This window comes from Pseudomonas arabinosi, from assembly GCF_047758675.1.
In the GTDB taxonomy this organism is placed as follows: Bacteria; Pseudomonadota; Gammaproteobacteria; order Pseudomonadales; family Pseudomonadaceae; genus Aquipseudomonas; species Aquipseudomonas arabinosi.
In genome coordinates, this window is record NZ_CP180480.1 from 5,444,580 (window position 1) to 5,462,340 (window position 17,761).

Genomic DNA, 17,761 nt, shown 5'->3' on the forward strand with positions numbered 1-17,761 from the left:
AGGCTCAGACCACATCGACCCCGACATGAATCGCATCGTGCCGCCAAAACTCCAGATCACAATCGATCAACCGCTCATGCTGATCGTAATTGACCCGAGCGATGCGCAACCCCGGGCTCCCCACCGACACCCTTAAAGCCGCCGCTGCATCGACCGACAACGCCGTCGGCACAATCTCGAAACGCACCCGCCCATAGTGCAAATCGTAATGCCGCGCATACAGCTCGGTAATCGACTGATTCAAATCGAAATCCAGAATCCCCGGAAAAAACTGCGGATTCAAATAGTGCTCCACATACAACACCAGCCGCTGATCAATCCGCCGCGCCCGGCAAATCTGAATCACGCTCGACAACGCCGGCAACTGCAACCAGGCACAAACCGCCGCCGACGCCGGTTGCAACCGCGCGGAAATCACCTCGGTAGACGGCACTCGCCCCTGTGCACTGACCATCGCGTGAAAGTGACTGCGCTGCATCAGGTTGTAGGCCAGGCGCGGTGGCGACACGAACCAGCCACGGCGCTCCTCCCGATAAATCTGCCCCTGGGCTTCCAGTTGCAACAACGCTTCACGCACGGTGATCCGCGTGGTCCCGAACAACTCACTGAGCTTGCGCTCGGCCGGCAGTTTGCTCCCGGGCGCCAACAGGCCATGGTCGAGCTGTTCCTGCAGAACCTGCCCGATGGCTGTCACCGCTTTGGTTGTCTCGATGCGCATCAACGTTACCTATCTGGACTAGACCAGCACTGTTTCGGGGCGGAACCGCGATTCAAATCGGCTCCCTCAACTCCCGACAAGCCTAGGCACTGCACATGACTGACAGATGACAAAGCCGCCGAACGGTTGATCCAGACGCCTGCAATTTAACGGCCAAGTCCTTTCATATCAGTCTATTAGCCATGGTCTACGCTTACTCCGAAGCCTGAGCATTGCAGCTCAAAAAATATAGGCCGACCGGTCATCGACATCAAAATGTCATCAGAGGCGCCTAAATTGGCTCAGGTATTGCTGACCTAGACCAACACAACCGCAATCGCAGCGTTGAAAACGCCCAAAGGAGCTTCGGATGAAACAGCTTTTCCTGGCCTCACTGTTAGGCTCGACCATTGCCATGTGCACCGCCGCGATGGCGGCTGATACCGATTTGAAAACCCTGGAAGCCGCGGCAAAAGCGGAAGGTGAGGTCAACAGCGTCGGCATGCCCGACAACTGGGCCAACTGGAAAGGCACCTGGGATGACCTGGCCAAGAACTACGGCCTGAAACACATCGATACCGACATGAGCTCGGCCCAGGAAATCGCCAAGTTCAAAGCTGAAAAAGACAACGCCAGCGCCGACATCGGCGACGTCGGTGCAGCCTTTGGCCCGATTGCTATCAAGCAAGAGGTTTCGCAGCCTTACAAGCCAAGCACCTGGGATCAGGTTCCAGACTGGGCCAAAGACAAAGATGGCCATTGGGCTCTGGCCTACACCGGTTCCATTGCGTTCATCATTAACAACAAACTGCTGCACGGTTCTGACGCCCCCAAAAGCTGGGCTGATCTTGCGAAGGGCAAGTACAAGGTCACCATTGGTGACGTGAGCACTTCCGCCCAGGCCATCAACGGCGTGCTGGCAGCGGCACTCTCCAAGGGTGGCGACGAAAAGAACATTGAACCAGGCCTGCTGTTCTTCGCCGAACTCGCCAAACAAAAACGCCTATCGATGACGGACCCAACGATTGCCAGCATGGAAAAGGGTGAAGTCGAAGTCGGCGTGGTCTGGGACTTCAACGGCCTGAGCTACAAGGCCAAAATGGTGAATCCGGATGACTACACTGTCGTGATTCCATCCGATGGCTCGGTGATCTCCGGCTACACCACCATCATCAACAAATACGCCAAACACCCGAACGCCGCCAAACTGGCGCGCGAGTACATCTTCAGCGATGCAGGCCAGATCAACCTGGCGCGCGGCAACGCTCGTCCGATCCGTGCCGAGCACCTGACCCTGCCGGCTGATGTACAGGCCAACCTGTTGCCTAACGAGCAATACAAGCACGTAACGCCGATCAAGGATGCCGACGCCTGGGAGAAGACTTCCAAGTCCGTTCCTCAGAAGTGGCAGGAAGTAGTCATCATCGAGATGCAGTGATACTGCAACTCTTGTAGGAGCAAGGCTTGCCCGCGATGGCTTCACCTCGGTCACCAGACAGACCGGGGTGCCTGCATCGCGAGCAAGCTTTGCTCCTACAGGTGTTTCGAATTTCTGTATTAGCGGAGTTCCAGCCCTATGAAGCACAACGTCATCCTTGTCGTACTCGACGGCCTCAATTACGAGGTCGCCCGTCACGCCATGGGGCACCTGCAGGCTTACGTTGGCGCAGGGCGCGCGGCGCTCTACAAACTGGAGTGCGAACTGCCGGCGCTGTCCCGACCGCTTTACGAGTGCATCCTGACCGGCGTCACGCCGATCGACAGTGGCATCGTCCACAACAACGTCTCGCGCCTGTCCAACCAGCGCAGCATTTATCACTACGCCAGCGATGCAGGCCTCACGACCGCCGCCGCGGCCTATCACTGGGTCAGCGAGCTGTACAACAACTCGCCCTTCGTTGCCGCACGGGATCGTCACACCGACAACCCGGACCTGCCAATCCAGCACGGTCATTTCTACTGGAGCGATCACTACCCGGACTCGCACCTGTTCGCCGACGCCGAAAACCTGCGCCTGCGTCATGCGCCGAACTTTTTACTGGTCCACCCCATGAACATTGACGACGCCGGGCACAAGCACGGCCTCGACACCCCGCAATACCGCAACAGCGCCCGCTCGGTCGACATTATTCTGGCCGATTATCTGCAAACCTGGCTCGACGCCGGGTATCAGGTGCTGGTGACCGCCGACCATGGCATGAACAACGACCGCTCCCACAACGGCCTGTTGCCGGAAGAACGCGAAGTGCCGCTGTTTGTCTTCGGCGATGCCTTCAGCTTCAATGCCAGCGTCGCACCGAAACAGACTGAAATCTGCGGCACCGTCTGCGAACTGCTGGGTGTGCCCCACGACAAACCAGTCTGCCGGGAGCTCCTCAAGTGAATGCCATGACTCGCGGAAAATGGCTGGCGACGCTGTGCTTGTTGCCCTTCGTGCTGTTCTTTATCGTGTTCGAGATCGCCCCATTGAGCTGGGTAATGATCAACAGCCTGCAATCGGAAGAGTTCGGCTGGGGCATCGCCAACTTCACCAAAATCTTCAACTCGAAGTTCTATCTGCAGGCGATCCAGCTCAGTCTCGAGATCAGTTTCTGGTCCAGCGCGTTAGGGATCATCATCGCGGTGCTCGGCGCCTACTCCCTGCGCCGGGTCGACTCGAAACTGCGCAACTTCGTCAACGCCTTCGCCAACATGACCAGCAACTTTTCTGGCGTGCCTTTGGCCTTCGCGTTCATCATTCTGCTGGGCTTCAACGGCAGCTTCACCCTCATGCTCAAGCAGGCCGGGATCATTCAGGATTTCAACCTGTATTCGAAAACCGGGCTGATCATTCTCTATACCTACTTCCAGATTCCGCTGGGCGTATTGCTGCTCTACCCGGCCTTCGACGCCTTGCGTGAAGACTGGCGTGAGTCCGCTGAGTTGCTCGGCGCCAAAGGCTGGCAGTACTGGCGGTACATCGGTTTGCCAGTGCTGACCCCGGCGCTGCTCGGTACGTTTGTGATCCTGCTGGCCAACGCCCTGGGCGCGTACGCCACGGTGTATGCCCTGACCACCGGCAACTTCAACGTGCTGACAATCCGCATTGCGGCGATGGTTTCCGGCGACATTTCCCTGGACCCTAATATGGCCAGCGCCCTGGCCGTGGTGCTGGTGGCGTTGATGACCCTGGTGACCATCGTGCATCAGCTGCTGTTGAAGAGGAGCTACCATGTCTCGCGCTGAACTGGGCCCCGTCGGTGTCTACCACCGGGTCGTGGTCTACCTGCTGTTTGCCATTCTGTTATTACCGCTGATCGGAACACTGATTTACTCGATCTCCAGCAGTTGGTCGGCAACTATTTTGCCCAGCGGCTTCACTATCAAATGGTATGCGCAGCTGTGGAGTGATCCACGATTTCTCCATGCGTTCGGTCAATCGCTTTTGGTCTGCATCGGCGCGCTGATTTTGTCAGTGGTTTTGATTCTGCCGCTGCTGTTTGTGGTGCATTACCACTTCCCGAAACTCGATGCGCTGATGAACATCCTGATCCTGCTGCCCTTCGCGGTGCCGCCGGTGGTGTCGTCGGTGGGTCTGTTGCAGCTTTACGGTTCCGGGCCATTCGCGATGGTCGGGACGCCGTGGATTCTGATCGGTTGCTACTTCACCGTGGCGCTGCCGTTCATGTACCGGGCAATCACCAACAACCTGCAAGCGATCAACCTGCGCGACCTGATGGACGCTGCCCAACTGCTCGGTGCCAGCACCTGGCAAGCGGCATTCCTGGTGGTGCTGCCGAACTTGCGCAAAGGTTTGATGGTGGCGTTGCTGCTGTCGTTCTCGTTCCTGTTCGGTGAGTTCGTATTCGCCAACATCCTCGTCGGGACCCGCTACGAAACCCTGCAGGTCTACCTCAACAACATGCGTAACAGCAGCGGCCACTTCACCAGTGCGGTGGTGATTTCCTACTTCTTCTTTGTGCTGGTTCTGACCTGGGCTGCCAATATCTTGAACAAGGACAAAAGCGAATGAGCTATGTCAGCGTCCAACACCTGCAAAAAAACTATTCAGGCACCCCTGTATTCAGCGACATCAACTGTGAAATCCATAAGGGCGAGTTCGTCACTCTTCTCGGCCCGTCCGGTTGCGGCAAGTCCACCCTGCTACGTTGCATCGCCGGGCTGACCTCGGTGGATGGCGGCCAAATCCTGCTCGATGGCGTCAACCTCGTGCCGTTGAGCCCGCAGAAACGCGGGATCGGCATGGTGTTCCAGAGCTACGCGCTGTTTCCGAACATGACGGTTGAGCAGAACGTCGCCTTTGGTTTGCGCATGCAGAAGGTCAACGCCGACGATAGCCATAAGCGTGTTGCCGAAGTACTGAAACTGGTGGAGCTCAACGACTTCGCCGCGCGTTATCCGCATCAGCTGTCCGGCGGCCAATGCCAGCGAGTCGCCCTCGCCCGCTCCTTGGTGACCCGGCCTCGTCTGTTGTTGCTGGATGAACCGCTGTCGGCCCTGGATGCGCGGATTCGCAAGCACCTGCGCGAACAGATCCGTCAGATCCAGCGCGAACTCGGCTTGACCACGATCTTCGTCACTCACGATCAGGAAGAAGCCCTGACCATGTCCGACCGAATTTTCTTGATGAATCAGGGAAAGATCGTACAAAGCGGCGACGCCCAGACCCTTTACACCGCACCCATCGATTTCTTTGCCGCAGGTTTCATCGGCAACTACAACCTGCTGGACGCCGACAGCGCCACAAAACTGCTGCAGCGACCGATTACCCACCGCATCGCGATTCGCCCGGAAGCCATCGAGCTGAGCCTCAACGGCGCACTCGACGCGCAAATCCGCAGCCACAGCCTGTTGGGCAACGTGATTCGCTACCGGGTCGAAGCCCGGGGCGTGGAATTGGTGGTGGATGTGCTGAACCGCTCGGCGGCCGATCTGCATCCCGATGGTCAGCGTCTGGCGCTTTCCATCGATCCGACGGCCCTGTGTGAGGTAGCCTGATGACTTTGCTGATGTTGAAGAGAGAATCGCACTGATGGCCCTGGCAATTTTTGATTTGGACGAAACCCTGATCCACGGCGACTGCGCCACCCTCTGGAGCGAGCAAATGGGCCGCCTGGGCTGGGTCGATCCCGAGTCGTTCATGCGTCAGAACAACGAACTGATGGACGCCTACAGCCACGGCAAGCTGCGGATGGAGGAGTACATGACCTTCAGCCTGGAGCCGATGATCGGGCGCACACCGGAAGAGGTCGACCATTTGGTAGGGCCTTGGGTGGAAGACTTCATCGAACCGATCATTTTCAGTGACGCCACCAAAGCCATTGCCGCCCATCGCAAGGCTGGCGACCGGGTTTTGGTGATTTCGGCGTCCGGTACGCACCTGGTCAAGCCGATTGCCGATCGCTTGGGCATTGACGAGATTCTTGGCATCGAGCTGGAAGTGGCCCATGGGGTGTATAGCGGCAACACCGTCGGCACGCTGACCTACCGCGAAGGCAAGATCACGCGCTTGCTGGAATGGCTGGATGCGGAAGAGGAAAACCTCGAGGGCGCCAGTTTCTACTCCGACTCACGCAATGATTTGCCGTTGTTGCTGAAGGTGGATTTCCCTCACGTGGTAAACCCGGATCCGGTGCTGCTTGAACACGCAGAAAAAGCCGGCTGGCCGATCCATATCTGGAAGTAATTTGGCCCCTGTGGGAGCGAGCCTGCTCGCGATTCAGGCGACGCGGTTTACCTGCAAGACCGCGTTATCGTTCATCGCGAGCAGGCTCGCTCCCACAGGTTCACTGTCGTCAGATCAGGCTTTCATCGATCACCAACACCAACTTTCCCGACACCTTATTAGTCGCCAACTCCGCAAACGCCGCTTCGGCATCCTTGATCGGGAAGGTCTTGGCCAATTGCGGGCTTAAACGCCCTTCAGCAAACAACGGCCAGACATGTTGGCTGAGATCGCTGAACAGGTCCGCCTTGAACTGCTCGTCGCGACTGCGCAAGGTCGAACCCAGCAGTTGCACGCGCTTGGCGAGCACCTGAGCCAGATCCAGCTGCGCCTCACGACCGCCCATCAGGCCTATCAGCACCCAACGGCCATCGCGCGCCATCAGTTTCAGATTCAGCGCGGCGTAGTTGCCGCCCACCGGGTCGAGAATCACATCGAACGGCCCCAGGTCGCTCAAGCTGTCCAGATCCCCGTTGCGCACGACCCCACCTTGGGCTCCCAGCGCTTCGCAGTAAGCCAAACGCTCAGCGGAACCGACGCTGACCCAGCACGGGTTACCAAACGCCTTGCACAGCTGAATGGCAGCTGAACCGATTCCACTTGCTCCGGCGTGCAGCAGAACTTTCTCACCCGGCTTGAGCGCAGCCAGTTGAAACAAATTCAGCCAAACGGTCGCATACACTTCTGGCAGTGCTGCCGCCTCAGACAGGGACAAACCTTCGGGTACCGGCAACACATGCCGTCCGTCGACAACTACCTCCTCGGCCATCCCGCCCCCGGCCAGCAAGGCGCAAACCCGATCCCCGACTTGCCAGGACGAGCCCGGCCCCACCTCGCTGATGACCCCCGAACACTCAAGACCCAGTACCTGACTGGCTCCCGGCGGTGGCGGATAAAGACCCGCCTTCTGTAACAAATCGGCGCGATTGAGACCCGCAGCCGCCACTCGAATCCGAACTTGTCCTACATCGCATGTAGGACTGGGCTCTTCAAGCCACTCCACTCGACCTTCAACGCCTTGCAATGCTTTCACAGTGCCTCCATAGTGAGTCTGGACTGAGCCCGTAGCTGTAGCGCCGGGCTTTCTTGCATTATGCGACCGGCCCTGGGGCCTATACGAAAGCTAGCAGGCAGTTTTCGTACAGAGCCTAGTGGTACCGGCGACTTCAAAGACGGCCTAATATGCGTGATCAATTGTCCCCGCGTCGAATCAGCATGAAGCATTTTTTCCCCAGCACCGCCCTAGCCCTATTCATTGGTATCGGTCTGTTGCCGATGTCGACCAATTCGTTTGCAGCCAATAGCTGGGACAAGCTTCAGCCTGATCGTGACGAAGTGATCGCCAGCCTGAACGTCGTCGAGTTGCTCAAGCGCCATCACTACAGCAAGCCGCCGCTCGATGACGCGCGCTCCGTGATCATCTATGACAGCTACCTCAAGCTGCTGGACCCGTCGCGCAGCTACTTCATGGCCAGCGACATTGCCGAATTCGACAAGTGGAAAACCCAGTTTGACGACTTCCTCAAAAGCGGCGACCTGAACGCCGGGTTCACCATCTACAAGCGCTACCTGGACCGCGTCAAGGCGCGTCTGGACTTCGCCCTTGCCGAGTTGAACAAAGGCGTCGACAAGATCGACTTCAACGCCAAGGAAACCTTGCTGGTCGATCGCAAGGACGCCCCTTGGCTCAAGTCCACCGCAGACCTCGACGACCTGTGGCGCAAACGCGTCAAGGACGAAGTCTTGCGGCAGAAGATCGCGGGCAAGGACTCCAAGCAGATTCAGGAAACCCTGACCAAGCGGTACAAGAATCAACTGGCGCGTCTGGACCAGACCCGTGCGGAAGACATCTTCCAGGCGTACATCAATACCTTCGCCATGTCCTACGACCCGCACACCAATTATCTGTCGCCGGATAACGCGGAAAACTTCGACATCAACATGAGCCTGTCCCTCGAGGGCATTGGCGCCGTGTTGCAGAGCGACAACGACCAGGTGAAAGTCGTGCGCCTGGTGCCTGCCGGCCCGGCCGACAAGACCAAACAAGTCGCACCGGCCGACAAGATCATTGGCGTTGCCCAGGGCAACAAAGAAATGGTCGACGTGGTCGGCTGGCGCCTGGACGAAGTGGTCAAGCTGATCCGTGGGCCGAAAGGCACCGTGGTGCGCCTGGAAGTGATCCCGGCCAGCAATGCGCCGAACGACCAGACCAGCAAGATCGTCCCGATCACTCGCGAAGCGGTGAAGCTTGAAGACCAGGCGGTGAAAAAGTCGGTCCTCAACCTGAAACAGGACGGCAAGGACTACAAGCTCGGCGTCATCGAGATCCCGGCCTTCTACCTGGACTTCAAGGCTTTCCGTGCCGGCGATCCGGACTACAAGAGCACCACTCGCGACGTCAAGAAACTGCTGACCGAGTTGCAGAAAGACAAGGTCGACGGCGTGGTCATCGATCTGCGCAACAACGGCGGCGGTTCCCTGCAGGAAGCCACCGAGCTGACCAGTCTGTTCATCGACAAAGGTCCGACCGTTCTCGTGCGTAATGCCGATGGCCGGGTCGATGTGCTGGAAGATGAAAACCCGGGCGCCTTCTACAAAGGGCCGATGGCGTTGCTGGTCAACCGCTTGTCTGCCTCGGCTTCGGAGATTTTTGCCGGCGCCATGCAGGACTATCACCGCGCGTTGATCATCGGCGGCCAGACCTTCGGTAAAGGCACCGTGCAGACCATTCAGCCGCTGAACCATGGCGAACTGAAACTGACCCTGGCCAAGTTCTACCGGGTTTCCGGCCAGAGCACCCAGCATCAGGGCGTACTGCCGGACATCGATTACCCGTCGATCATCGACACCAAGGAAATCGGCGAAAGCGCACTGCCTGAAGCCATGCCGTGGGACACCATCCGTGCGGCCATCAAGCCTGCGGTCGACCCGTTCAAGCCGTACATTTCGCAGCTCAAATCCGAGCATGACGTACGCTCGGCCAAAGACGCGGAGTTCGTGTTCATCCGCGACAAACTGGCCTTGGCCCAGAAACTCATGGCGGAAAAAACCGTCAGCCTCAATGAAGCCGATCGTCGTGCCCAACACGCCGATATTGAAGCCAAGCAACTTGTCATGGAAAACATCCGTCGCAAGGCCAAAGGTGAAGAGCCGCTCAAAGAGCTGAAGAAAGAAGACGAAGACGCCATCGCGGCCGAGCCAGACAAGACCAAACCAGAAGACGATGCTTATCTGAGCGAGACCGGGCGGATTCTGTTGGACTACCTGAAACTCAATACCGCGGTAGCCAAGCACTAGGTTGTTACGAGCAAGGTTGTTACAAGCAAGATGATGGCAATTTAATGCTGACGCTCCCCGGAGCGTCATCAAACAGTCATCATTCTGTCGTGAAATAAAGGACTGGGAGCCCTCTTCATCCAAGAGAGTGCTCCCAGTCCTTTTTTATCGCCAGAGAAAGCCATGACCACCACAGAACAGCTGAGTGCCTTGAGTTCCATACTGGCTCAAAGCGGTTTGCACAGCTTGTTCCAGCCGATCATTTCCCTCTCTGAGCGACGTATTGTCGGTTACGAAGCCCTCACCCGCGGCCCCTCCAACAGCCCGCTTCACTCCCCCCTCGCACTGTTCGCCGTGGCCCGTCAGGCCGGCCGCCTGAGCGACCTGGAAATCGCTTGCCGTCAAAGCGCCTGCCGACGTTTCAATGAGCAGCAACTGCCCGGCAAACTGTTCCTCAACGTTTCCCCTGAATCCCTGCTCGAAGCCGCCCACCAACCCGGGCGCACCCTGCAACTGTTGCAGGACTTCGGTATACCACCGAGTCAGGTGGTGATCGAACTGACGGAACAAACCCCGACCGACGATTTCGAGCTGCTGCAAACCGCGCTGCATCACTATCGAGCGATGGGATTTTCCATTGCCCTGGATGATCTGGGCGCAGGCTATTCGAGTTTGCGGCTGTGGTCTGAATTGCGTCCGGACTACGTGAAGATTGATCGACACTTCATCGACGGCATTCATCAGGACGCCCTCAAGCGCGAATTCGTCGGCTCGATTCTGCAAATTGCCAAGGCCTCGCGGGCGCAAGTGATCGCAGAAGGCATCGAGCTGCCGGAAGAACTCTCGGTGTTGACCGAGATGGGCGTGGATCTGGTTCAGGGTTATCTACTCTGCCGCCCCCAGGAACATCCTCCTCGTGATGCCCGAGCCCTGATGCCCAAGCGGGAAAGCACAGCGGTGGCGTTGAATGATGAAGTCAGCGACCTTAGCGCTTTGCTCAACGACCAACCGGCAGTGGGCCGCGATACACCGACCGCCACGGTGCTGGAAGCCTTTCGCCGCCAAGCCAACCTGAACTCCCTGGCGGTACTCGACGAGCAAGGCCAGCCCTGTGGCATCGTCCACCGGCATTCGCTCTCCGATGCACTGCTCAAGCCTTTTGCCACCGACCTGTTCGCCCGCAAGCCGATCAGCCGTTTAATGAGTGATGACTTCCTCGCCGTTGAGATGAGCCAGTCGTTGCAACAAGTGAGTCGCCTGATCACCAGCCGCGCGCGGCAGCGCATCGAAGAAGACTTCATCATCACCCTCAACGGCGGTTACCTGGGACTGGGCCGAGTGATCGACGTACTTAAATTGATTACCGAACTGAAAATCCAGCAAGCCCGTTACGCCAACCCGCTGACCCTGCTGCCGGGCAACGTGCCGATCCAGCAATGCCTGACGCGACTGCTGCAACAGCAACGGGAGTCGGTGATCTGCTACGTCGACATCGACAGTTTCAAACCCTTCAACGACATCTACGGCTACGGCCGTGGGGACGAAGTCCTGCTGTGTCTGGCGCAATGCCTGAATGATCGCGTCGACCCTTCCCGCGACTTTGTCGGCCATATCGGCGGCGATGACTTCTTGCTGGTGCTCGGCCCGGAAGACTGGCGCAAACGCTTGAACCAGCTGCTGGACGACTTCCAGAGCCAATGCCGACGCTTTTATCGCAGCGAACATCTGGAAGCTGGCTGCTTCATTGCTCCCAACCGCCAGGGCGTGCGTCAGGAGTTTGCGTTGCTGTCACTGTCGATCGGCGTGGTGCATTTACATCCACAGGCCTGTGGACAACTCGATGCAAGCCAGCTGGCGGAGATGGCATCGCAGGCCAAGCATCACGCGAAGAATGTGCCGGGGTATAGCGTGCATGTGATTGATAGTCTGGCGGTGCCAGGGAAAGAGGATGCCTTGCTGGAAGGTCAACGCTGATTTGTCTGACGCCATCGCGAGCAAGTCGAATCGTCGCACCGCCGCTCCCACATTGGATCTGCGTCGCTCACAAATCCCCTGGGGAGCGAGCTTGCTCCGGGCGGCGTTCCGACGATGGCGTCCGCTCAGACAACACAGGTTTGGGTTACTGCTCTTGACCACGGGCCGCCAGCTCTTTCAGTTTAAGCTCGGCCAGCGGATGCCCTGCCTTCGCAGCGATTCCCCAAAACCGCGCGGCTTCAACCGCATCCGGCGCCTTGCTCGGCGTTCCGGCGAGGCTGATCACACCCACTTGATACGCCGCTTTGCCATCCCCCGCCAAAGCCGCCAGGCGCAGCAATCGAACACCTTCCTCACGAGCCCCCAGGCCAACGCCGCGAAAGGTCAGGATGTGGCCGTAGAAGCTCTGCGCGCCAACATCACCCAGGTTCGCCATACGTGCGAACTGGCCTTCGAGCCAGCTCCAGCCACGCGGCTGGCGCACAAACCATGACCAGTGAAACAAGCGGCGAGCCAGCCAGTAGCTGGCCCGCGCCTTGAGTTTTAAAAACACTCAGGCCTCCGCCGATTCCGGGTATTCGTACTCGAACACCCGCACCACTTCCGAGGCATGCCAGGATGCCGCCGCCACCCCATCGGACGGCCCGGAGAAACGCCCCAGACGCTCGACACACTCAAAGAACCCGGTACGCGGCAGGCGACTGGCGCCTTGGCTGATCACCAGCGAACTGCGCAGTGGCTGCTCGGCCTTGGCGTCCAGCGCGGCCAGATGCTCCAGGGCCGCCGTGAGGGTTAGCATGGCCGGCGTCGGCAATTGCAAGCGCTCCAGCAGCGCCCGATAGGTCAAAAGATGTCGTTGACGGCGCGCCTGATCCAGTTCCCCCAGCAACCCGTCCCAATGTTGACGACTGATGCGTACGCTCACGATTCATCCCTCCACCCTGGCACCGTCAATTCCCAGGCCAGGCTGCGGCGAATCGCAGCGTCGGGCAGACGCTCGCCACTTTCGATCAAGGCCAGATAAGACGGGCTGATGCCTACCGTGCGGGCCAGCGCCTCAATGGCGATGCCCTTCCCTTCGCGCAAACTGCGTAGTTGATCCAGACCCGGAAGAATCTGGTCTGGTGTTGCCGCGTGACGCTCTGGGGCTGCCCGCGGCGGCTGTTCATTGATGCCTGCTGCTTTCAGTAGAGCCTGATATTGAGCCCATGGGAGAACCGCATACTCGGGCTCTCCTTCGCGTGTAATTATCTGAATATCCATGACTACCCCGTAGGACAACAACACTTAGCGAGTCGGCACTTTTCCCTAGAAGTGTAATCCTAACAGCGGCCAAGGTCGCGGGGGTATCAATCTATGGATGAGACTGAATCAGTTCAGTTTTTTTTCGGCCCCTGAAGTTGAAGTTGTTCCGGGGTATCGGGAAGGCGTTCGACCACCGCAAGCTTTTCCGGCAACTGACGCTTGCGCCAGGCGCGGAAGGCGTTGAGTTCATCGTCGAGAACTTTCATCAGCCAGGCCAGCACCGCGATGTCATCGAGCATGCCGAACACTGGGATGAAGTCCGGAATGGCATCCAGCGGACTGAGGAAGTACATCAGGCCTGCCACCACCGATATCAGGGCTTTGGGGCTGATGGCCCGATACTCACCGCGCCAGTAAGCCAGGCAGAGTGCCTGCAACAGGCGCAGATCATCCTTGAGTTTGCCCAGCCGGTTACCCTGGCTGGCACCTTTGCTGGCTACCGCGAAGAGCAAGGTAGGCAAACGTCCACGCGCGAGCAGGCGTCCGGCCAGAGGCAGGAAACGAGCGAAATTCCAGGGTATTTTCATCATTCCTCCCACTGAAATGTTATCCACACAAATTGTGGATAACCTTGTGAACAGAGCTGCATTTCAAGGCTGAAAGCCCCGTTTCATAAGGGCCCAACTCAGATCGGGCGTTTTTTACTCACATAAAAAAACCCAAGATTTCATTGACTTGGCGCTCTGGCGCGGCTAGCACGGGCGTCCTCAATGGCTATGACTCCAGCCTACAGCATCCGTTCGCTTTGTTTACCTTTGCTGAACGCCAGATGCAACAACGCCCCGCATAAGCGAGGCGTTGTTTTTAGAGCAGACGCTGATTACTTGGCAGGAGCGTCTTGTTTTGCTGGATCCTTGATCGCCAGCAGTTCCAGGTCGAATACCAGCACCGAGTTGGCTGGAATCGCCGGGCTTGGGCTTTGGGCGCCGTAAGCCAGTTCGCTAGGGATGTACAGTTTGTACTTCTCGCCAACGTGCATCAGTTGCAGGCCTTCGACCCAACCCGGAATCACACCGCTGACCGGCAGATCGATCGGGCTGCCACGGTCGACGGAGCTGTCGAAGGTAGTGCCGTCGGTCAGCTTGCCGGTGTAGTGAACAGTCACTACGTCGGTCGGCTTAGGCTGTGCGCCATCCGCTTTCTTGACCACTTCGTACTGCAGGCCCGAAGCGGTGGTGGTTACACCGGCTTTCTTGGCGTTGTCTTCGAGGAATTTTTTGCCGGCAGCTGCCGACTCTTCGCTCATTTTGGCCATACGCTCTTCAGCACGCTTTTGCAGTGCTGCGAAGGCTTCGACCAGTTCGTCATCCTTCAGCTTCTGTTCTTTCTTGCCGACGGCATCTTCGATGCCTTGGGCTACGGCTTTGGAATCCAGATCATCCATGCCTTCCTGAGCCAGGCTTTTGCCCATGTTCAGGCCAATCCCGTAGGAAGCTTTTTGCGCCGGGGTTTTCAGCTCTACGCTGGTCTGCGAATCACAACCCGCAAGTACCAGGCTAACCAGGGCCACCGCCGCCGCCAACCGATGCTGTTTCATGCTATTTCCTTGTTCATGCGCCTAAAGGGCAATCGAATAAAGCCGCGAGCTTATCAGGCGGCCACGACCAATGGCTACCGGCATGAGAGCAGGAAACTTCTGATAAGTTCAGGGGTTTTAACGCATTTCGGGAATGGGCTGATGAAGCTTCTGTCATCTTGCGCTCACAGAGACGGGTACCGGATCCCCCTGCATCTGGCGTAATGGCCACTTGCCGCACCTCAGATGCTGAGGCATAAGGAAGCTATAAATCGACAAGGATGTTTATCTTGCACCTCTTCTTCCGCTTGCTGGTTCTGTTCGCAGTCCTGCTGGGGCTGGGCCTCGCCGTGGTTCTGTACTACGTCGCTAACCCGAAACTACCGGCCTGGTCACCCGTGCAGCAGGTGCATTACCTGGAGCAATGGAGCGCCGCCGACCGCGAAACTTACTACTTCACACCCCAAGGCACTCAGGTCAAAGGCTTGCGCTATGACTGGTTCAAGGCCCTTGAATTACCGTTCTCGCAACAGCGATTCGCCGCTCCCGAATACCTCGCCCGCTTCGGTTTTCTGATCGACCCCAGCCAGAGACCCACGCCGAACAACCCCGGCAATCTGCCCGTGGGTTTTGCCCGTCATCAGAACCCTGGAAGCCAGGACGAGTTTCTGGACATTACCTGCGCCGCCTGCCACACCGGCGAACTGCGCTTTAACGGCCGGGCCGTGCGCATCGATGGCGGTTCGGCGCAACACGTCCTGCCATCCAGCGTTCCTACGTTGCGCGGCGGCAGTTTCGGACAAGCGCTGGTAGCGAGTCTGACATCGACTTACTACAACCCGTGGAAATTCGAACGTTTCGCACGCAACGTATTGGGCCAGGACTACGATGCCCGGCATCAACAACTGCGCAAAGACTTCAAAGTCTCTCTCGACACCTTCTTGAAGGTGGCCTGGAACGACACCCATCGCGGGCTCTATCCCACCGAAGAAGGCCCCGGCCGCACCGATGCATTCGGGCGCATTGCCAACGCCAGCTTCGGCGATGCGATTTCCCCCGCCAACTACCGTGTAGCCAACGCTCCGGTGGACTATCCGCAACTGTGGGACATGTGGACCTTCGACTGGGTGCAGTGGAACGGTTCGGCGCAGCAACCGATGGCCCGCAACATCGGCGAGGCCTTGGGTGTGGGCGCCACGCTGAATTTCTTCGACGCTAACGGCCAACCGCTCAAAGGAGACGCCCGTTATCCGTCCAGTGTCCGCTTGCGCGATCTGCACCTGATCGAACAAACCCTGCAACGGCTCAAACCGCCATCCTGGCCGGAAGAACTGTTGGGGGCCATCGACAAAACCCAGGCCGCAAAAGGTCGCGAATTATTCACCGAGAACTGCGCCGGCTGCCATGTACCTCGATCGGTCCAGAGCGACGGGCGCTGGGTGCAACATTTGAAAATGCTGCCCGTGGAGTTCATCGGCACAGACCCGGGCGCCGCCAATAACATCGCCGACCATCGCTTCGACCTCACCGCCTTGCAATGGGACCCGGCAGAGCTGGCGCAACTGGATGTGCAATTGCAGCCGACGCCCGTTGAATCGCTGGATTTGAGCAAGCTCTCATCGGCTAAAGGGTTGGCCTACGTCACCGCTTTCGTCGGAAACCGTGCCTTCCGTGAAGCAAACATTCCTGCGGCCGAACGACCGGACATGGATGGCTTCGGCCTGCCGATTGGCGTGCGCGAATTGCGCGCCTACAAGGCGCGACCATTGGCGGGAGTCTGGGCGACCGCACCGTTTCTGCATAACGGTTCGGTGCCGAGCATTTATCAGTTGCTATCGCCTCAGGATGAACGCGCAACCACCTTCTACAAAGGCACTTTCGAGTACGACCCCAGGCACCTGGGTTATCGCACGGAGGCCTTCACCGATGGCTTTTTGTTCAACACGCGCATCACCGGCAATCACAACAGCGGCCACGAATTCCGGGCAGGCAAGCGTGGCAACGGCGTCATTGGTCGCCTACTGCAACCGGAAGAGCGCTGGGCGCTGCTGGAGTATCTGAAAGTGTTGGGCGGCCCGCTGGAGGCGCAATTGCCATGAGCAGACTCTGGATGCGTTTTGGCGCCTTTCTCGGCAAAACCCTGCTGTGGTCGCTGGGCCTTGGATTGCTCGGCTGGGCGCTGGCCACGGCGTGGTTCGCCTGGCAGCACAGCGGCCCGGTTTCGGCTGAAGAACTGATTCCGGATGGCGAATCAGCGATGACCCAAGACATCATCCAGACGGCCGTTCGCATCGTCGATCAGCACCGTGAAAGCACCCGCTACCTGCGCGACGCCCATGCCAAGGCCCATGGCTGCGTGAAGGCCGAGGTTCAGGTGCTGCCGGATCTGGCGGGCGAACTGCGCCAGGGTGTGTTCAGCGAACCCGGCAAAACCTGGCAAGCGACGATGCGGCTGTCCAACGGCAATGCCTACCCGCAGTTCGACAGCATCCGCGATGCACGGGGCATGGCAATCAAGTTGCTCGATGTGCCCGGTAAACAACTGCTGCATGATCAACAGAGTCGCGGTGAACAGGACTTCGTGATGTTCAGCCATCCGAATTTCTTCGTCAGCGATGTCGCCGAGTATCGTCAGAATGTGGCCGCACAGGCTGACGGCAAGAAGGTGATGGCATTCTTTCCGGGCTGGGACCCGCGGACCTGGCAGATTCGCCATCTGTTTATCGCGCTGGCGACACTTTCACCCGCTCCAGAAAGCCCGACCCAGACGACTTACTTTTCGGTTTCGCCCTACAAGTTCGGCGAAGCCAATGCCAAGTTCCGCGTCATGCCCGATCCGGCAAGCTGCCCGACTTACACCCTGCCTGCGCAAAACCAGAAGTTGCCGAACTTCCTTCGCAATGCGCTGAACCAGCAACTGTCGACCGACCGGATGCCGGCCTGTTTCGTCCTGCAGATACAACGCCAGGACCCGGCCAAGTACATGCCGATCGAAGACACGAGCATTGAGTGGCAGGAAAGCGATGCCCTGTTCGAGACCGTGGCACGGATCAACGTACCCGCCCAGGACTTTGATACGCCTGCGCTGAACGTGCAATGCGATAACCAGTCGTTCAACCCGTGGTTTGGCCTTGAGGCTCATCGCCCCATTGGCGGCATCAACCGGTTGCGTAAAGCCGTGTATGAAGCCGTGAGCGACTACCGACACAGCCGCAACGCCGAACAATAAGAAGGCAAAACGAAAAAAAGCGACCCGAAGGTCGCTTTC

At 58.4% G+C, this 17,761-nt stretch carries 17 protein-coding genes; 10 read left to right on the forward strand and 7 right to left on the reverse strand.

The annotated features are described in order from the left end of the window. Positions 1-4 precede the first annotated feature (4 nt). Positions 5-718, reverse strand: coding sequence for a UTRA domain-containing protein (locus tag ACMXYJ_RS25275; RefSeq protein ID WP_415757387.1), 714 nt, complete (start codon positions 716-718; stop codon positions 5-7). A 349-nt stretch (positions 719-1,067) separates the two neighbouring features. Here ACMXYJ_RS25275 and ACMXYJ_RS25280 point away from each other — a divergent pair, with 349 nt between their 5' ends. The 6 genes from ACMXYJ_RS25280 (at position 1,068) to ACMXYJ_RS25305 (ending at position 6,383) form a co-directional block, all read left to right on the forward strand. Further along, the gene (locus ACMXYJ_RS25280; RefSeq protein ID WP_415757388.1) at positions 1,068-2,135 is read left to right on the forward strand and encodes an ABC transporter substrate-binding protein; all 1,068 of its coding nucleotides are present in this window, start codon (positions 1,068-1,070) and stop codon (positions 2,133-2,135) included. Between the two features lie 138 nt (positions 2,136-2,273). Continuing rightward, positions 2,274-3,080, forward strand: coding sequence for an alkaline phosphatase family protein (locus tag ACMXYJ_RS25285; RefSeq protein WP_415757389.1), 807 nt, complete (start codon positions 2,274-2,276; stop codon positions 3,078-3,080). A gap of 5 nt (positions 3,081-3,085) precedes the next feature. Continuing rightward, entirely contained in the window at positions 3,086-3,922 is an 837-nt protein-coding gene (locus ACMXYJ_RS25290) for an ABC transporter permease (RefSeq protein WP_415757390.1), read from the forward strand. Continuing rightward, positions 3,909-4,709: an ABC transporter permease gene (locus tag ACMXYJ_RS25295; protein WP_415757391.1), complete on the forward strand. Its 801-nt coding sequence runs from the start codon at positions 3,909-3,911 to the stop codon at positions 4,707-4,709. Before ACMXYJ_RS25290 ends, ACMXYJ_RS25295 begins: the two co-directional genes overlap by 14 nt. Beyond that, entirely contained in the window at positions 4,706-5,695 is a 990-nt protein-coding gene (locus ACMXYJ_RS25300; protein ID WP_415757392.1) for an ABC transporter ATP-binding protein, read from the forward strand. Before ACMXYJ_RS25295 ends, ACMXYJ_RS25300 begins: the two co-directional genes overlap by 4 nt. A gap of 34 nt (positions 5,696-5,729) precedes the next feature. Then, positions 5,730-6,383, forward strand: coding sequence for an HAD family hydrolase (locus ACMXYJ_RS25305; protein ID WP_415757393.1), 654 nt, complete (start codon positions 5,730-5,732; stop codon positions 6,381-6,383). Between the two features lie 109 nt (positions 6,384-6,492). Here the strand turns inward: ACMXYJ_RS25305 and ACMXYJ_RS25310 are convergent, their stop codons facing one another. Then, the gene (locus ACMXYJ_RS25310; protein ID WP_415757394.1) at positions 6,493-7,455 is read right to left on the reverse strand and encodes a zinc-binding dehydrogenase; all 963 of its coding nucleotides are present in this window, start codon (positions 7,453-7,455) and stop codon (positions 6,493-6,495) included. A 182-nt stretch (positions 7,456-7,637) separates the two neighbouring features. Between ACMXYJ_RS25310 and ACMXYJ_RS25315 the strand changes: the two genes are divergently transcribed. Continuing rightward, positions 7,638-9,719: a carboxy terminal-processing peptidase gene (locus tag ACMXYJ_RS25315; protein ID WP_415757395.1), complete on the forward strand. Its 2,082-nt coding sequence runs from the start codon at positions 7,638-7,640 to the stop codon at positions 9,717-9,719. 162 nt (positions 9,720-9,881) lie between these two features. Beyond that, positions 9,882-11,672, forward strand: coding sequence for a bifunctional diguanylate cyclase/phosphodiesterase (locus tag ACMXYJ_RS25320; protein ID WP_415757396.1), 1,791 nt, complete (start codon positions 9,882-9,884; stop codon positions 11,670-11,672). A gap of 145 nt (positions 11,673-11,817) precedes the next feature. Here the strand turns inward: ACMXYJ_RS25320 and ACMXYJ_RS25325 are convergent, their stop codons facing one another. The 5 genes from ACMXYJ_RS25325 to ACMXYJ_RS25345 all read right to left on the reverse strand — a co-directional run bounded on the left by ACMXYJ_RS25325 (position 11,818) and on the right by ACMXYJ_RS25345 (position 14,514). Next, a complete protein-coding gene (locus ACMXYJ_RS25325) occupies positions 11,818-12,225 on the reverse strand; it encodes a sel1 repeat family protein (RefSeq protein WP_415757397.1) in 408 nt (135 codons plus the stop codon). Next, positions 12,226-12,597 (reverse strand): hypothetical protein, encoded by a 372-nt coding sequence (locus ACMXYJ_RS25330; RefSeq protein WP_046049139.1) that lies wholly within the window; start codon positions 12,595-12,597, stop codon positions 12,226-12,228. It abuts the gene before it with no gap. Beyond that, a complete protein-coding gene (locus ACMXYJ_RS25335) occupies positions 12,594-12,935 on the reverse strand; it encodes a helix-turn-helix domain-containing protein (protein WP_415757398.1) in 342 nt (113 codons plus the stop codon). Before ACMXYJ_RS25335 ends, ACMXYJ_RS25330 begins: the two co-directional genes overlap by 4 nt. 113 nt (positions 12,936-13,048) lie before the next feature. Beyond that, on the reverse strand, positions 13,049-13,504 hold the full coding sequence (locus ACMXYJ_RS25340) for a YkvA family protein (RefSeq protein ID WP_309677252.1): 456 nt from the start codon (positions 13,502-13,504) through the stop codon (positions 13,049-13,051). 293 nt (positions 13,505-13,797) lie between these two features. Continuing rightward, positions 13,798-14,514, reverse strand: coding sequence for an FKBP-type peptidyl-prolyl cis-trans isomerase (locus ACMXYJ_RS25345; protein ID WP_415757399.1), 717 nt, complete (start codon positions 14,512-14,514; stop codon positions 13,798-13,800). A 269-nt stretch (positions 14,515-14,783) separates the two neighbouring features. Between ACMXYJ_RS25345 and ACMXYJ_RS25350 the strand changes: the two genes are divergently transcribed. Together ACMXYJ_RS25350 and ACMXYJ_RS25355 are read left to right on the forward strand one after the other, a co-directional pair. Then, positions 14,784-16,592 carry a di-heme-cytochrome C peroxidase gene (locus tag ACMXYJ_RS25350; RefSeq protein ID WP_415757400.1) on the forward strand — a complete coding sequence of 603 codons (1,809 nt, stop codon included), beginning with the start codon at positions 14,784-14,786 and terminating at the stop codon, positions 16,590-16,592. Continuing rightward, entirely contained in the window at positions 16,589-17,722 is a 1,134-nt protein-coding gene (locus tag ACMXYJ_RS25355; protein ID WP_415757401.1) for a catalase family protein, read from the forward strand. Before ACMXYJ_RS25350 ends, ACMXYJ_RS25355 begins: the two co-directional genes overlap by 4 nt. The last annotated feature ends 39 nt before the right edge of the window (positions 17,723-17,761 follow it).

Coding starts and splice junctions, on each gene's coding strand:
- ACMXYJ_RS25275 (WP_415757387.1), bottom strand. CDS start 718: ATGCGCATCGAGACAACCAAAGCGGTGACAGCCATCGGGCAGGTTCTG.
- ACMXYJ_RS25280 (WP_415757388.1), top strand. CDS start 1,068: ATGAAACAGCTTTTCCTGGCCTCACTGTTAGGCTCGACCATTGCCATG.
- ACMXYJ_RS25285 (WP_415757389.1), top strand. CDS start 2,274: ATGAAGCACAACGTCATCCTTGTCGTACTCGACGGCCTCAATTACGAG.
- ACMXYJ_RS25290 (WP_415757390.1), top strand. CDS start 3,086: ATGACTCGCGGAAAATGGCTGGCGACGCTGTGCTTGTTGCCCTTCGTG.
- ACMXYJ_RS25295 (WP_415757391.1), top strand. CDS start 3,909: ATGTCTCGCGCTGAACTGGGCCCCGTCGGTGTCTACCACCGGGTCGTG.
- ACMXYJ_RS25300 (WP_415757392.1), top strand. CDS start 4,706: ATGAGCTATGTCAGCGTCCAACACCTGCAAAAAAACTATTCAGGCACC.
- ACMXYJ_RS25305 (WP_415757393.1), top strand. CDS start 5,730: ATGGCCCTGGCAATTTTTGATTTGGACGAAACCCTGATCCACGGCGAC.
- ACMXYJ_RS25315 (WP_415757395.1), top strand. CDS start 7,638: ATGAAGCATTTTTTCCCCAGCACCGCCCTAGCCCTATTCATTGGTATC.
- ACMXYJ_RS25320 (WP_415757396.1), top strand. CDS start 9,882: ATGACCACCACAGAACAGCTGAGTGCCTTGAGTTCCATACTGGCTCAA.
- ACMXYJ_RS25335 (WP_415757398.1), bottom strand. CDS start 12,935: ATGGATATTCAGATAATTACACGCGAAGGAGAGCCCGAGTATGCGGTT.
- ACMXYJ_RS25340 (WP_309677252.1), bottom strand. CDS start 13,504: ATGAAAATACCCTGGAATTTCGCTCGTTTCCTGCCTCTGGCCGGACGC.
- ACMXYJ_RS25345 (WP_415757399.1), bottom strand. CDS start 14,514: ATGAAACAGCATCGGTTGGCGGCGGCGGTGGCCCTGGTTAGCCTGGTA.
- ACMXYJ_RS25355 (WP_415757401.1), top strand. CDS start 16,589: ATGAGCAGACTCTGGATGCGTTTTGGCGCCTTTCTCGGCAAAACCCTG.